This window comes from Flavonifractor plautii ATCC 29863 (assembly GCF_000239295.1).
Taxonomy (GTDB): Bacteria; Bacillota; Clostridia; order Oscillospirales; family Oscillospiraceae; genus Flavonifractor; species Flavonifractor plautii.
On record NZ_JH417642.1, the window covers coordinates 1 to 15,222 of the forward strand.

The 15,222-nt window shown below is 59.1% G+C and carries 11 protein-coding genes; 6 read left to right on the forward strand and 5 right to left on the reverse strand.

What is annotated here, in order from left to right; translation table 11 throughout:
* Positions 1-77: 77 nt before the first annotated feature.
* The 3 genes from HMPREF0372_RS01545 to HMPREF0372_RS01555 form a co-directional block, all read right to left on the reverse strand.
* A complete protein-coding gene (locus HMPREF0372_RS01545; protein ID WP_007488373.1) occupies positions 78-668 on the reverse strand; it encodes a FumA C-terminus/TtdB family hydratase beta subunit in 591 nt (196 codons plus the stop codon).
* Between the two features lie 33 nt (positions 669-701).
* Positions 702-1,586 carry a fumarate hydratase gene (locus tag HMPREF0372_RS01550; RefSeq protein ID WP_009260564.1) on the reverse strand — a complete coding sequence of 295 codons (885 nt, stop codon included), beginning with the start codon at positions 1,584-1,586 and terminating at the stop codon, positions 702-704.
* A 66-nt stretch (positions 1,587-1,652) separates the two neighbouring features.
* Positions 1,653-3,011 (reverse strand): MmgE/PrpD family protein, encoded by a 1,359-nt coding sequence (locus tag HMPREF0372_RS01555; protein ID WP_007488375.1) that lies wholly within the window; start codon positions 3,009-3,011, stop codon positions 1,653-1,655.
* Positions 3,012-3,411: 400 nt separating this feature from the next.
* Here HMPREF0372_RS01555 and HMPREF0372_RS01560 point away from each other — a divergent pair, with 400 nt between their 5' ends.
* Genes HMPREF0372_RS01560 through HMPREF0372_RS01580 form a run of 5 tightly spaced genes read left to right on the forward strand, consistent with a single transcriptional unit; the run spans position 3,412 to position 9,354 of the window.
* A complete protein-coding gene (locus tag HMPREF0372_RS01560) occupies positions 3,412-4,275 on the forward strand; it encodes a beta-keto acid cleavage family enzyme (protein ID WP_007488378.1) in 864 nt (287 codons plus the stop codon).
* 26 nt (positions 4,276-4,301) lie between these two features.
* Positions 4,302-5,501, forward strand: a complete 1,200-nt coding sequence (locus HMPREF0372_RS01565; RefSeq protein WP_007488380.1) for a MalY/PatB family protein — start codon at positions 4,302-4,304, stop codon at positions 5,499-5,501.
* A gap of 42 nt (positions 5,502-5,543) precedes the next feature.
* Complete coding sequence (locus HMPREF0372_RS01570; RefSeq protein WP_007488381.1) at positions 5,544-6,392, forward strand: hypothetical protein; 849 nt, start codon at positions 5,544-5,546, stop codon at positions 6,390-6,392.
* A gap of 35 nt (positions 6,393-6,427) precedes the next feature.
* A complete protein-coding gene (locus tag HMPREF0372_RS01575) occupies positions 6,428-8,302 on the forward strand; it encodes a TRAP transporter permease (protein ID WP_007488382.1) in 1,875 nt (624 codons plus the stop codon).
* Between the two features lie 53 nt (positions 8,303-8,355).
* Positions 8,356-9,354 (forward strand): TAXI family TRAP transporter solute-binding subunit, encoded by a 999-nt coding sequence (locus tag HMPREF0372_RS01580; protein ID WP_007488383.1) that lies wholly within the window; start codon positions 8,356-8,358, stop codon positions 9,352-9,354.
* An 88-nt stretch (positions 9,355-9,442) separates the two neighbouring features.
* On the opposite strand, the gene dgt is transcribed toward HMPREF0372_RS01580, so the two are convergent.
* The gene (gene dgt, locus HMPREF0372_RS01585; protein ID WP_007488384.1) at positions 9,443-10,921 is read right to left on the reverse strand and encodes a dGTP triphosphohydrolase; all 1,479 of its coding nucleotides are present in this window, start codon (positions 10,919-10,921) and stop codon (positions 9,443-9,445) included.
* A 633-nt stretch (positions 10,922-11,554) separates the two neighbouring features.
* On the reverse strand, positions 11,555-12,019 hold the full coding sequence (locus HMPREF0372_RS19940) for a hypothetical protein (RefSeq protein ID WP_157081545.1): 465 nt from the start codon (positions 12,017-12,019) through the stop codon (positions 11,555-11,557).
* A 261-nt stretch (positions 12,020-12,280) separates the two neighbouring features.
* Here HMPREF0372_RS19940 and HMPREF0372_RS01595 point away from each other — a divergent pair.
* On the forward strand, positions 12,281-15,222 hold a 2,942-nt coding region (locus tag HMPREF0372_RS01595), incomplete at its 3' end, for an S-layer homology domain-containing protein (RefSeq protein ID WP_039996480.1).

A 15,222-nucleotide genomic window follows, 5' to 3' on the forward strand; every position in this document is an offset into this window, starting at 1 on the left:
CAGGGACCTCCATCTCCCCCATTGAGTCCCGTTCCATCCGGTAGTCCATCCTGTCTCGCGTCTCCTTTCGTCCGCCCTCAGGCGGGATAGGCCTCGTCGATCTTGTGCAGCGCGGCCTCTTTCAGATTTTTGTAGATGCTCTGCCCGTGGGTGTCCATGCCCACCACCAGGGGGCCGAACTCATTGGCCTGGAGGTCCCACACGGCCTCTGGCATGCCCAGCTCAAACCAAGTCACATCGTTAATGCGCTCAATGCCCTGGGCCAGCTTGGCCGCGCAGCCGGGGGCCGCCTGGAGGTACACGTATCCGTACTGGCCGCAGGCCCGCAGGGTATCGGCGTCCATGCCGCCCTTTCCGATGACCGCCCGTACCCCCATCCGGCCCACTACATCGGCATAGGGCTCCATACGGATGGAGGTGGTGGGGCCGATGACGTTGAGCCGCCAGGAGCCGTCCTCGTTTTTCAGGGCCACCGGGCCGGCGTGGAACACCGCAGCGCCGGCAAAGTCCTTGGGCAGGGGCTTCCCCTCCTCCAGCAGGCCGCGGATACGCAGGTGAGCCATGTCACGGGCCGTAAATACATGCCCGGTCAGATACACCACGTCTCCCACGTGCAGCTTGCGCATGTCCTCTTCCTGGAGAGGTGTGGAAAAATGATAAGTAGCCATCCTTACTATACTCCTTTTTTGCCGTTTTGGAAATCAGAGCAGCTTCTCAACGCGGCCGTCGTCGTAGATGCGGATACCGGCCCGGCGGGCCACCCAGCAGTGGAAGTTGATCGCCACCGGCGCGATGGCGGTGTGGGTGTGGGCCCGCTCCATCTTGAGGGCCAGGCAGACGGTGTCGCCGCCGGTACCCGCCGCGCCCAGGCCCAGGCCGTTGATGGCGTCCTTCAGCTCCGCCTCCAGCGCGGCCAGCTCGGGGTCGGGGTTCACGTCGTCCCACCGGCGGGTGGAGATGGCCTTGCGGCTGAGCTTGGCGGCAATGTCCATCTGGCCGCCGATGCCGATGCCGATGCCGTAGGGGGGGCAGGGCTTGCCGCCGGCGTTGACGGCGGTCTCCAGGATGAAGCGCTTCAGGCCGGAGAGGTTTTTGCCCAGCTTGGCGGTGGTCATAATCTGCATGGCGTTGCCCAGCTCGGCGCCGCAGCCCTTAAAGCTGATGATGAAGTCGACGTATTTCTGGCCGGGGTGGTATTCATACTCGATATTGGGCACGCCCTTGCCGGTGTTGTTTCCCGAGTTCTCCCGGGTCAGGGGGTCCACCATGGAGGGGCGCAGGTAGCCCTTCTTCGTGGCCTCGGCCACGGCCTCCGAGATGGCCTCCCTGGTGCACTCCGGCAGGTTGCCGTCTCCAAAGGAGAGCCAGGTTGTGGGGTAGCCGGGAGACTGGCACACCGCCTTGTCCCCCTCCTTGGCGATGGACAGGTTGTCCACCATGGAGCGGAGCATGCTCTGGGCGGTTTCATTCGTTTCCCGGGCCAGTGCGTCTTTAAGCAGCCCCTTCACATCGGCGGAGATCTCGGTCACGGCGCGGATAACCGCGTCGTGAATGGCGGATTTGACAAGTGCTTCGTTCTGATTCATAGCGCAATGCTCCATTCGTAAGGTAATGGGCGCCGCCGTTCCGGCGACCGCCCGCTGAGGCAGGGCTTACAGCCCCTCAAACAGCCGGTTTATATCATCCAGCTCCTCCAGGTGCGGCAGCCGCTCAACCAGCGCGGCAACCCGGTCCGGGCCCAGAACCCCGTCGGCCAGGGTGTGAAACTTCTCGTGCTCATAGGCCCAGGTAAAGGGGTTATTGAAGTCGCCATAGGGGTACTCCACCTGACGGGTGAGCACCCGGCCGTCCTCCAGAGTTACCTCCAACCGGTGGGCCCACCGGTTGCGGTCCGCCTGATAGCTGGCCTCCAGCTCCGGGTCGCACACCAGGGTAATCTTGTCCATCAGCCGCCGCACCCGTGGGTCGGAGGTGGCCTCCGGCGTGAAGGCGGACTCCCCCAGGTGGCCGTACACCAGCATGGCCGCGGTACAGTACTGGCCGCTGAATTTGTAGCCGTAGGGGGTGGATGGCTCCGGATTGTCCACCGTGTTGACTGCCACCTGATAGGTGTGATCCACAATGCGGGTGATGTGCTCCGGCTCCAGCCGGTGCTCCCCCCGCAGCAGTTGGGCGCAGTAGTCCGCCGCGTGGGTGTGGCGACAGCAGGCGTAGGGCTTCAGGGAGTTGGTCAGCAGGGCGCAGTTGTCCCAGCTCAACGCCCGCGTCAGCGCCTCCGGGTGGTTATCCGGCGTCATGGCGCCCAGCAGGCCCCGGTCTCCCGCCAGAATGTCCTCCGCAGCGGTAAAGCCCAGCGCCGCCAGGCGTGCCGACCGCAGGCCGCAGAGGGTACCGTTGGCGGTGTGCAGGGTCTTGCTCATGGCGCCGTCCTCCAAAAACTGCCACAGGCCGGCCGCCTGCGTCCCTGCCGAGCCAATGGCGTGCAGCAGTTTCTTCCGGTCCAGCCCCATCAGCTTGCCCGCCGCCACGGCAGAGCAGAGCGCCCCCACCACTCCAGTGGTATGCCAGTAGTGGTAGGAGCCTGGGTTGATGGCCTCCCCCACCCGTGCGCCAATCTCGTAGCCCGCGGCAATGGCAGCCAGCACCTCACGCCCGGAGCGGTGAAGCTTCTGCCCCACCGCCAGCGCCGCGGGGATGGTTACCGCCCCCAGGTGGGTGATGGAGGCGTTGTGCACGTCGTCCATATCCATGACATGGGCGCACGCTGCGTTCAGCGCGGCAGCATGTTCGCAGGAGAACCGCTCCAGTCCGCTGTTCCAGGCGGTCGCCTCCTGCTGTCCGTCCCCGGCGGCAAAGTAGCTGCGCCAGATCCCCCCCTGCGGCTGAACTGAGCCGGCTGCCGCCACGCCGAGTAGATCCCCCAGATAGAGCTTTGCGTTGTCCACCGCTTTGGAGGGCAGACTATCATAGCGGACTTCATATAGAAAATCGGAAAGCTGTTCTGTAAGCATTCGGACCTCTTCCTGGCTGTCCCATTGGTCCAGCCAAAACGCGCACCTTATCGGAATACCGCCCCATATTATTCCGGTATTCCGCGCAATAGCAGGTGCACATATTTTTCTTTTTATGTAGTATTTTTTTGTTAGTATTTCATTTTTATCTCTTTTTTGCTTTTTCTCTGGTATACCAATTCGAATTATAGCAGATTCACTCAGCAAAGAAAATACACAAAATAAAAATCGTTACATTTGACAAAAGCCGTCGCTTTTCCTTGGTTATAACAGAGAAATGGTAAGTTGCATCTTTACAAATTGTATGCATAAGTGCTATATTGGCTCCACTGGTATACCGATTCTCCAATAAAGCACGCAATTTAAGTCGTTTTGATGGAACGGAAAGGGATATCCAATTATGAAAACAAACAAGCTTATGATCACCTGCGCCCTCTGCGGCGGCGGTACCACCCGCAAGCAGTCCCCCTACGTCCCCCTGACGCCGGAGGAGCTGGTCGCCGATTCTCTGGCCGCAGTTCGGGCCGGCGCCTGCATCCTGCACATCCATGTCCGCGATGACGAGGGCGCGAACACCATGGAGACCAGCCGCTTTGTGCAGGTGGTCTCCATGATCCGGGAAGCCCTGCGCACCAACCACCTGGATGCCATCATCAATGTTACCACCTCCGGCACCAAGTTCTCCGAGGATATGCGGGTGGCCCACCTGCCCATCCTGATGCCCGAGATGTGTTCCTATGACCCTGGTACCCTCAACTGGGCCAACAGCTACATCTTCCTGAACACGCCCCCCTTCCTGGAGCGGCTGGGCCTGCTCACCCAGGAGCTGGACATCAAGCCCGAAATTGAAATCTTTGACGCCGGTATGCTGGGCAACGTGGATTACTACCTGAAAAAAGGCGTCCTGAAGGCCCCGCTCCACTACCAGCTGGTTCTGGATGTCCCTGGTGGTATGCCGGGCAATATTGACTCGATCAACCATCTGGTTTCCAAGCTGCCGGAGGGCTCCACCTGGTCGATCACCGGAATCGGCAAGGCCCACATGCCCTGTATGCTGGCCGGTCTGGCCGCCGGCTGCGACAACCTGCGCGTCGGTCTGGAGGACAACGTGTTTATGAAGAAGGGCGAATACGCCACAAACGCCCAGTTGGTGGAGCGGGCGGTCAAGCTTGGTATCCTGGCCGGCCGTGAGATTGCCACCGCCGCCGAGGCCCGCGAGATTCTCGGCATCAAGCCTGAGAAGGGCGTTCTTTATCAGCCGTAAATTGACTTGGAAAAGGAGAATGCGCGATGAAATACGATTTTGAAACGATTATTGACCGCGATCCGGCCATCCGCGGCACCGGAAAGTACCGCATCATGAAGGACTCCAAGGGCAATAAGCCCCCCAAGGGCATCGTTCCCCTGTCGGTGGCCGACATGGAGTTCCGCACCGCCCCCTGCGTTATTGACGCAATCAAAGCCGAGGCGGACTTCGGCGTGCTGGGCTACCACCGCCTGACCGACAGCTTTCGGGAGTCCTGCTGCCAGTGGATGAAAACCCGTCACGATTGGGACGTTCAGCCCGACTGGATCGTCCCCTTCGAGCAGGTGGTTCCCGCCCTCTATAACGCCGTCTGGACCTTTACCCAGCCCGGCGACGGCATCCTGATCCAGACCCCCGACTACCATCACTTCACCGGCGCTACCGTAAACACCGGCCGCAAGGTGCTGGAAAACCGCCTGGTGGCGGACGAGAATGGCCACTATACCGTGGATTTCGACGACTTCCGTGAGAAGGCCAAGCAGGCCAAGCTGTTCTTCCTCTGCTCCCCCCAGAATCCTACCGGCCGCGTCTGGACGGAGGAGGAGCTGCGCAGGATGGGCGAGATCTGCAACGAGTACGGCGTCATGGTGGTGGCCGACGAGATCCACCACGATCTGATCCAGCCCGGATACAAGCACATTGTGTATGCCTCCCTGGGCAAAGAGTTTGCCGACAACTGCGTAGTCTGCACCTCCCTGAGCAAGACCTTTAACCTGGCCGGCCTGTGCTACGCCAGCATCATCATCCCCAACGACGAGGTGCGGGCCAAGTTCCAGAAGCAGATGGGCCTCCAGGCCTTCATGCACATCGAGCGCTTCGGCCCCGTGGCCCACGAGGCCGCCTACCGCCACGGCGCCGAGTGGCTGGAAGAGCTCATCCAGGTCATCAAGGGCAACTACGAGTATGTCCGCGACTTCTTCGCCCAGCACTTCCCCGGGGTTGTGGTCACCGAGCTGGAGGGCACCTACCTGGTTTGGTGCGACTTCCGCTGCTTCGGCATGAGCGACGCAGACATGAAGGTGTTCCTCACCGACGAGTGCATGCTCTACCTGGACAACGGCACCGACTTCGGCGCGGCCGGTTCCGGCTACCAGCGCATCAACGTCGCCTGCCCCCGCAAGACCCTGGCAGACGCTCTGGACCGCTTCTATCAGGCCGCCAAGAAGCGCGGCATGGCCCGGTAATTTCCCCGGAAACACGACCAGAATGGATTAGGAGGCTATGACATGTTAGAGAAAAAGGTACCGTTTTGTATCGACCACTTCAGCATCGCCACTACCCACCGCGACCGCCCGATCGACCTAGTGACCAAGCTGGGCTTTACCACCGCCGACTGCTACACCGACCGCACCGTGCACTTCATCTTTGAGAACTCCTACTTCGAGCTGTGCACCTATCAGTTGAACACCACCATCACTTGGCTGACCCAGTCCGTCCCCGCCACCAATCTGCCCAAGGTTCACTCCTATCGCCTGAGCGTCAAGGGGACTGACCCCAATCCCATGCGCAACGCTTTGATCGAGGGCGGCATCGAGACCATCGGCGAGATCAACAACCCCTTCCGCCAGCATGTCCGCTACGGTGAGAAGGAGGGCGAGGCCGGTTACCAGACCTTCTTTATTCAGAACTACGAGCCCTTTACCGACATTCTCTTCGGCTGCACCACCCATCTGGCCAAGGAGCTGATCGTCAAGAACGAGACCAAATTCCCCCACATCAACGGCGCCAAGCGCCTGGCCTACATCACCGGCTACTGCGACAGCAAGGAGCGCTTTGAGGAGGCCGACGCCGCCATCTCCAAGCTCTACAACGCCGCCAAGGGGGCCACTGACACCGGCTTCAACCTGGACACCTATCAGCTTGTGGATCACGACGCCTACGTGGCCGAGTTCGGCTGCGAGCCCCGCAACGACGGCCTGAAGCTGCCCATCGTGGCCGCCGCCTTCTCCGGCTGCCACCTGGAATTTGTGGAAAAGCGGGCCTATGATCTGAACCTGAACTATTTCCGCAAGGACGGCAAGCTCTATGTGGACTGCCGCCGTACACTGGGTCTGTTCCTCGTGTTCATGCCCTGACCCCCGCCATTCCAGAATAAGAGAGGAGCAGCAACATGAAATCTGCCTTAAAAAAGGTGTCGCTGATCCTGGCCATCTGCTTTGTAGCATTTCACCTCTACACCGCAGCGTTCGGCACTATGCCGGGCATTGCGCAGAAGTCGATCCACCTGGGCTTCCTGCTGGTGATCTTCTACATCAATGCAATGGTCGACAGCGAGAAGCGTTGGGAGCAAATTTTTCTCGGTATTATGGCACTCTTCGCCCTAGGCGGCTGTGCCTACATCACCATCCTGGATGAAAACCTGCAACTGCGCGCCGGAATTGTGTACGCCAGCGACATTCTGTTTGCCATTCTTCTGATTATCGCTATCTTTGAGGCGTGCCGCCGGAAGATGGGCAATCCCTTGGTCATCATTACCCTGGTCTTTGTGGCCTACGCCTTTCTGGGCAAGTATATTCCCGGCTTCCTCAACCAGCCCGGCATGACGCTGAAGAAGTTCACCTCTTTGGTCTATCTGACCACAGACGGTATCTTCGGCTCCCCCCTCTATGCCTCGGCCTCCTATGTGGTCCTGTTCGTCCTACTGGGCGCTATCATGAGCGTCTCCGGCATCGGCGACTATATGACCAATCTGGCCACCTCCCTGTTCGGCCACATGCGCGGCGGCCCCGCCAAGGTGGCTGTGGTGGCCTCCGGCTTCTTTGGCTCCATCAGCGGCAGTCCCACGGCCAATGTCATCGGCACTGGCACTTTCACCATTCCCATGATGAAAAAGAACGGCTTTGAGCCCGAGTTTGCCGCGGCGGTTGAGGCCACCGCCTCCACCGGCGGAGCCATCATGCCCCCCATCATGGGCTCCACCGCCTTTATTATGGCGGAAATGCTGGGCATTCCCTATACCGCCGTGGCAAAGGCCGCCCTGATCCCTGCTATTCTCTACTTTCTGGCCGTCCTCTTTGGCGTCGATATCTATGCCGCCAAGCATGGGTTGAAGGGGATCCCCCGCTCCCAACTGCCCAAGGTACGTAGCATGCTCAAGCAGATTTACATGCTTGCCCCCCTGATCTTCCTGATCTTCTGCATGGCCGTGTTCAATATGACCATCGTGCGCTCTGGCCTGCTGACCATCATCGTCACTCTCGTCCTGGTGGAAATCAACCCCAAGACCCGTATGACCAAGGAGCAGTGGCTCCAGATTCCTGTCCAGACGGTAAAGAGCGCCGTTTCCGTCGGCATTGCCTGCGCCATGGCCGGTATTATCAGCGGTGTGATCATGGGCAGCGGCCTGGGCTACCGCATCTCCTCCATCCTGACCAGCGTGGCCGGCACCAGCATGCTGCTGCTGCTCGTTCTGACGATGGTTGTCTCCCTGATCATGGGCATGGGCGTCCCAACCACGGCGGCCTATCTGGTTCTGGCCTCCCTGGTAGCCCCCACGATGATTCAGTTGGGCATTCCCCCGCTGGCCGCCCACATGTTCATCTTCTACTTCGGCTGCATCTCCTCCATCACCCCCCCTGTGGCGCTGGCCGCCTATGCCGGTGCCGGCCTGGCCGGGTGCGATCCAAACAAGACAGGCTACAAGGCGTTCCGTCTGGCCTTCTGTTCCTTCCTCATGCCGTACTTGTTTGTCTACAATCCGGTACTGCTGATGGAGGGCGGCGTGCTGGACATCCTCTGGAGCCTGGTTACCGCGCTCATCGGCGCCTATCTGCTGGCCTCCGGCTTCGAGGGCTTCTTCTTCCGCTGGAGCCTGAAGTGGTTCGAGCGTCCGCTCATGATACTGGGCGCTGTGATGCTGATTGTGCCCGGTATGGTCACCGATTTGGTAGGTATCGCCATCATCGTGGTGGAGTTTGTCACCGAGTTCATGTTTAAGCGTTCGGAGAAGTTCGTCCCCGTTACCGTTTCCCAGTCTACCACGTGACATTTTCCCCCGGGTGAATGCCATTGGAGAGAAAAAGAAAAGGAGATATCGTTATGAAAAAGCTGTCAAAACTTATGTGTCTGTTGCTGGCAGTCGGTATGCTGATGGGAATCGCCTCCTGTAGCAGTGATGCTGGAGAGGGGGGCGGAGGCTCCTCCGGCGGTACGGAAACCGTGCGCATCAGCTGCGGGCCCCTGAACGGCTATCAGAACGTCCTGTATAATTCCATTGCCGACATGATGAACAAAGCCAACCCCGGCAAGTACAGCTTTGCTATTGAGGCCTCCACCGGCTCCGCCGAGAATGCCCGCCTGCTGGCTATGGACGAAACCGACTTCGGCACCATGGGCATGGATATGACCCTGTCCTGCTACAACGCCGAGGGCGAGTTTGAGGGCCTGCCCGCAGAGCAGATCATGCACGTGGCCACCCACTCCGGCACCGGCGCGACGGTCCACGTTATCACTTCTGCGAAGTCCGATATCAACAGCATTCCCGACCTGGCCGGCACCAAATTCGGTGTCACTGCCGGCATGATGGCCGGTTACCTGGACGATGTTCTGTGGGCCTACGATATGACCACCGATGATCTGGGCAGCGTGGTAAACCTGTCCCTGTCCGACCTGTGCACCGCCCTCCAGGACGGCAATATCGACGCCTTCCTGTACGCCACTCCCGCCCCCGGCACCAACTTTACCGACCTGGCCATGTCCTTTGGCATCAAGGTCGTCGACATCGGCCAGGAGGCCGTTGACAAGCTGATGGCCGAGAAGCCCTGGTACCACACAGTGGTTATCCCCGCCGGCACCTATGACGGCTGTGATGAGGATATCACCACCTTTGCCCAGTACACCGCTCTCTGCGCCCGTGCCGACGTGCCCGAGGAGACCGTCTACAACCTGGTCAAGACCATGATGGAGAACGCCGATGCTCTGGAAGCCGTGCATAAGAACGCCGCCGGCACCTGTCCGGAGCGCGGCATCGAAGGCGCCCTGATCCCCATGCACCCCGGCGCCGAGCGCTATTACAAAGAGGTCGGCGTGCTGGACTGATCCCCAATTCCCTTTCAAATTCCCTCCAGATTGAAGCAAGCGGTACCGCCCATCCGGGCGGTACCGCTTGCTTTTGTTGCCGCAGGAATCAATAGATCCCCGTCAGCTCCTGATAGAGATTTTTCGCATAGGAGTCAGTCATACCGCTGATGAAGTCGGTCACCAGCAGCAGCCGCAGATAGAGGCGGTACCCCTCATCCTTTCCCTCTGCGTCGGCCCGGTAGCAGGCCAGTTGATTTTCGGAGAGCAGCTTGACCAGCTTTTTCTCCGCCGCTGTGGGCCGGTATTCCTCGGGGGCGTCGTCGCCGGCATCCAGGTAGAGCACCGCCGGGACAAACCGGGACAGCAGGGTGGTGAGTATGGTCTGGGCCGCCAGCTCCAGGGTGAGAATCCCCTCCGAGTCGTAGGCAAAGCGACCCATGGCCGCCTTCAAAATACGGATGGAGCCGCCGTGGAAGGTGCCCTCCATGATCTCCCGCCGGAACGTCCCCTCCATGATGGCGGAATAGGAGTCCGTCTGTCCGGCGCCGTAGGGGACGAAGCCAAAGGCGGCGGTATACATGAGCCAGTGGCGGGCATAGGCGATCCACCGCTGGAAGGCCGCCATGGAGCTGCTCTCCCGCTCGCGCAGGCGGGTCAGCTCGTCGATCATCTCGGCGGATTTTTTGACCTGGCCGCCGTTGAGGCCCCAGTCGTCCTTTTTCGCCTCCAGGGTGTCCCGGAAGAACCGATCGAACTCGTCCAGGGTGAACAGGCCCTTCTTGTAGGCGTCCTCCAGATCGGCAGTGGCATAGGCGATGTCATCCGCCGCCTCCAGAATATAGGTCAGGGGATGGCGGCAGAAGCCCTCCACCGTCCGGGTACCGGTGGCGGAGGCCAGCGCGCCGAAAAGCGCCTCCTCGGCCTTGTAGTAGCCCAGCTTGTGGAGCTTCACGTCGGCGCTGGCCTTGTCTACCCTGGTGGAATCCACCGGGTACTTGACCAGGGTGTTAAGCACGGCAGGCATGAGATCCATACCGAAGGCGCTGTCCACCCGGTACACCTTGGTCAGCAGGCGCAGGGCCTGGGCGTTGCCCTCGAAGTGGCAAAGATCGGCCTTCATCTGGCGGTCCAGCCACTGGGACAGGGGCCTGCCCTTGTAGCTCAGACGGTCCAGGTGGCTCTTGAACCAGTCGCCGATGACCACCTCGCCGAAGTGGCCGAAGGGCGGATTGCCGATGTCGTGAAGCAGTCCGGCGCACATGACGGCGTTGGCCGCGTCCCGCGCCTCGTCCTCCGTCATGGCGTAGGGGGTGCCGCTCTTGTTTTTGCGGATATTGGCGGTAATCATGGTGGCAAGCTGCTTGGCCAGCGCCGAGGTCTCCATGGAGTGGGTCAGCCGGGTGCGCACAAAGTCACTCTTGTCCAGGGGAAACACCTGGGTCTTGTCCTGGAGACGGCGGAAGGGCGCGCTGTTGACAATCCGCCAGTAGTCCAGCTCAAAGTCGTTCATCGGGTATTTGGACAGGTCGTCCGGGATGTCCAGCGGTTCCTTCCGCCGGGCATACAATAGGATCTTCCATTCCATTGGTTCCCCTCCTTTTCTTTTTCTCTATGTGGCTTCGGCAAAATGGAACACCATTCCACAACGTTTTCTTTATTATAGCATAAAATCCCTCTGAAAAAACAGCGGCGGCGTGTTTGAAAACCTTCACTTTTTCAAACACGCCGTTGTAATTACATAATATACCACAGCTTTCCAGGAATAACAAGCGCTTTTGCTAGAACTGTACGCTTTCTTGTTGTCAATTTTAGCTTTTTTCGACAAGTAATTTTACGGACTGAAAAAGTGAAATTTTTTAAACATGAGGCGCGATATCCCCAATATCCATAAGAGAGGAGTTTTAAAAACATGAAAAAGCGATTGTTATCCCTTATTTTGGCTCTATGTATTATAATTTCTTTTTCTCCTTCAACTATGGCTGCAAATCTACCGGAGGTAGACGTGCGGACGGAGGGGCTTACCCCGGCGCAGCCCCAGGAGGCGCCCGCAGAGAAGCCGAGGGACGCCGGCGCGGAGCGGCGGACGATTTATGTCTCGAACGAAGGTACAGAGGAGGACGACGGCGCGACCGCCGAAACGCCGACCACGCTGGCCCGTGCAACCGAATTGGCAAACGAAGGGAAAAAACCGGTCGAAATCGTGGTCTTAGGACAGGTATCAGTAGATACCTGGACTAGCCCCACTGTAGAGACTACTCTTCGAGGCGGGGACGAGAACGCGGAGCTGCTGTTTGAGTATTGTTCGGCCTCGGATGGAGCGTACAACATCAGTCTGGCAGATGCCCTGACCATAGATGACATCAAATTTAACTGCAACTATACGGATTATTTTTTTAGCAGATATTATGGTACCTATACCATCGTTGCCAACGGTTATCCGTTGGTCATCGCCTCGGGCGTGCAGTGCAGCTATTATACCGCAGACACCATTGTTGACGGTAAAACATGTAGCACATCCAGCTGCTATGTGATTGGCGGAGGTCTGGACGAGGATATCACCGGCGGCACTCATGTGGAGATTTATACCTCCTTGCCGCTTACCTATGTATACGGCGGCGGAGTGAATGGCTCCGTGGAGAGCAATGTTTATCTGCACATTGAAAACTGCGGTAAGATTCAGCATGTGCGCGCTGGTGGTTACGCAAATAAAAAAGATGCCAAAGTCAACGGAAATATAACGTTGGACTTTATCAACTCAGTCACCGATAATCCTATCTATGGCGGCGGATATGCGCGGTCGTCCTATTCAGCGGAGGTTACTGGTTCAATTTGCATAAATCTGTCCGGACTAAATAATGGCTTTGGCAGGCCCATTTACGGCGGCGGGTATGAGAAAAACGCTCCAGTAGTAGGAAATATTACATTTAACATTTCGAATACTAAAATGAACAATAATGCGGCCGCTATCTATGGCGGCGGGTACGACAGCGACGTAACAGGAGACATCTTTATCCATATCAAAGAGAACAGCCTTATCTCAGAGGAAACCGTCTGGGGCGGCGGAACCGGAGATTCCACCATAACAGGTGGTGTTACAATCACCGTGGATGACAGCAGTGAGGTGATCGGTGAGATCCGCGCTGGAGGCAATGAAGGTGCGGACGTGATCGGCGATGTCGTAATCACAGTATCCGGTGGCCCCCAATCCGCCTGCCCGACCATTTTTGCGACCGGTAAAGGGGAGGACGAGGATAACCCGGCCCAAGTTGACGGCAATGTCTCCATTACTCTGCACGGCAGCCGGGCCAACGTATACACACTGGACAAGTTTGGCGAAGTGACCTCCGACCATACGGTTACGATTATCCTGGACGACACTGACGAGCTAAGCGGCGCGGTGCGGGGTGATTCCAAGCTGGACCAGCACCTTTATAACCATGAGAAAGATAACCCCACCCGTACCGGAAACGGCGCCAGCGTCATCGTCAAAGGCGATTACACCTCTACCGGAATCCACGGGTTCCCTGAGGTTGTAATTGAGGACGGCGGCATCCTGCGCGAGCATCTCGCCTCCGGCGAGACGCTGTTTGACGGCGTGGAGACTGTCACCATTCAAGAGGGCGGCGCGCTGGATCTGCTGCAAAGCAACGAGATTTCCGGAAACTTCACTTGTGCAGGCACATTGAAAATGCCTGCGCCGATCAGCGCAGAAGCAGATATCTGCTATTTGACTGGGGGCAGCAATGTCACCGTGCAGGAGGGCGCGGCCTATGTCCCCACTAAGGATAACGGCGCGGCCGATGCGGACTACGTCAAGGGCGATGTGTTCCTCAAGCAGAAGGCAGAATACCTAAAGCCGTCTCAAAAGGTTAAATTTGTCGTCTCCGATGCTGGTAATGAAGCAGGTTACTTTACGAGCGACCGCCAATTAACCGATGAGAATATCACTCATGAGTGGTATGTAGATTTAACCGAGTATGTCACCATTCGCCCGGCAGACATCACGATCTACACCGGCGGCGGCAGCTATGAGGGCGTAGTGGACGGTTCCGGAAAGCCGAGCACCGACAACGGTATGCCCGAGGCCGGATTCCGGTTTACCATTCCGGATTCGGTAAACAGTGCAATGGGCGGAACAGGCGAGGCCGCCGATCTGTCTCAGTATCTGACTTTTACTTATAGCGACGGAGCTGCCTCACGAAAGTGGACCATCAAACCCTACAGCGAAGGAGCCACCAGCACCACTGATCTGGGAGACGGCATTGCTCGATTTGTCTACCAGATGGTTCCGGCAGAGGGTCAGGACGCGGTCCGCCTCCAGTTCACGGACCCGGACACTGACGAAGTCAAGATCAGCGACGATTTTGTGGTCACAGCAGATCAGTTAAACCGCACTTACGAGATGTCAATTTATTCCGGTGGATTGAATCAGGGAAAGGTCATGGCAGAATTTAAAGATGTCCCGGGCCTTAGTAGCACTCTCACCTATCCTGTCAACATTGAACCAGGCGTCCTAACCATCCGCGGTGTGACACAGGAGAGCACCGCCCCGGTTGCGACGGAAGATGCACAGGTCAATCAGGACGCCATCACCGCGGTGGCCCCGGCGGACGTTACGTACTACGTCAACGACAGCCAGGTGGAGATCACCGACAAGAACGCCGTCCACCTGCTGACCGACGAAGTGCTGGACGACCAGGTGCTCATCGACCACATCAGCGATGCGATCATCGGATCTGATACCGGCATCCCCGAGGGCGACTATCTCTACGAGTTCCAATACCTGGATCTGGTGGACAGCACCAACGGCAACGCCTACGTGACCCTGGGCGACGGCCAGACGATAGATCTCTACTGGCCCGTGCCCGCCGACGCCGACACCTCGGAGCCCTTCTACATCGTCCACTTTGACGCGCTCGACCGCGACTACGAGGGCGCGGCGGACGAACAACTGAAGGAGAATCCTGCGGAGAAGCTGGACGGCACACTGGTAACCCTGAACGGCAAACAGTATATCAAGTTTGCCACCGGCAGCTTCTCCCCCTTCGCGCTGGTCTACCAGAAGGAGTCCGGCGGCGGGGACCACGGCGGCGGTGGTGGCACCACCTACTACACCCTGCGCTATGAGAGCAATGGCGGCACCAAATACAAGGACGAGCGGTACCGCCGCAATACTCTGGTGGAGCTGGACAAGGAGCCCGTCCGGGAGGGCTACACCTTCACCGGCTGGTACGCCGACAAGGCCCTGACCGAGCCCATCGACGACATCCGCATGACCTCCAACAACACCGTGTACGCCGGCTGGGAAAGGACCGGCGTGCCCGACCGGCTCAATGGAGACGAGCATTTCGCCTACATCATCGGCCGGGACGACGGCCTGGTTCACCCTGAGGCCCCCATTACCCGCGCTGAGGTGGCCACCATCTTCTTCCGTCTGCTCACTGACGAGGCCCGGGACGAGTACCTGACCGGGACCAGCCCCTTTGCCGACGTGGCCTCCGACGCGTGGTACGCCACCGCCGTGGCCACCATGCAGGCCATGGGCATCGTGGAGGGCCGCAGCCCCTCCGCCTTCGATCCCGAGGCGCCCATCACCCGGGGCGAGTTCGCTGCCATCGCCGCCCGCTTTGACAGCGCCCCCTACCACGGCGACGACCGCTTCTCCGACATCTCCGGCCACTGGGCCGCCGGGTACATCAACCAGGCCGCGGTGAAGGGCTGGGTGGAGGGCCAGCCTGACGGTTCCTTCGCCCCCGACCGCAGCATCACCCGCGCCGAGGCCATGACCACCATCAACCGCGTCCTGGGCCGCCTCCCCGAGACCGCGGATGATCTGCTGGACGACATGATCGCCTGGCCCGACAACCCGCCGGATGCCTGGTACTA

Bases quoted from the DNA above. Each gene is read 5' to 3' on its own strand.
- HMPREF0372_RS01570 (WP_007488381.1), top strand. From the start codon at position 5,544: ATGTTAGAGAAAAAGGTACCGTTTTGTATCGACCACTTCAGCATCGCC.
- HMPREF0372_RS01565 (WP_007488380.1), top strand. From the start codon at position 4,302: ATGAAATACGATTTTGAAACGATTATTGACCGCGATCCGGCCATCCGC.
- HMPREF0372_RS01560 (WP_007488378.1), top strand. From the start codon at position 3,412: ATGAAAACAAACAAGCTTATGATCACCTGCGCCCTCTGCGGCGGCGGT.
- HMPREF0372_RS01575 (WP_007488382.1), top strand. From the start codon at position 6,428: ATGAAATCTGCCTTAAAAAAGGTGTCGCTGATCCTGGCCATCTGCTTT.
- HMPREF0372_RS19940 (WP_157081545.1), bottom strand. From the start codon at position 12,019: ATGCTGAATCTTACCGCAGTTTTCAATGTGCAGATAAACATTGCTCTC.
- HMPREF0372_RS01580 (WP_007488383.1), top strand. From the start codon at position 8,356: ATGAAAAAGCTGTCAAAACTTATGTGTCTGTTGCTGGCAGTCGGTATG.
- HMPREF0372_RS01545 (WP_007488373.1), bottom strand. From the start codon at position 668: ATGGCTACTTATCATTTTTCCACACCTCTCCAGGAAGAGGACATGCGC.
- HMPREF0372_RS01550 (WP_009260564.1), bottom strand. From the start codon at position 1,586: ATGAATCAGAACGAAGCACTTGTCAAATCCGCCATTCACGACGCGGTT.
- dgt (WP_007488384.1), bottom strand. From the start codon at position 10,921: ATGGAATGGAAGATCCTATTGTATGCCCGGCGGAAGGAACCGCTGGAC.
- HMPREF0372_RS01555 (WP_007488375.1), bottom strand. From the start codon at position 3,011: ATGCTTACAGAACAGCTTTCCGATTTTCTATATGAAGTCCGCTATGAT.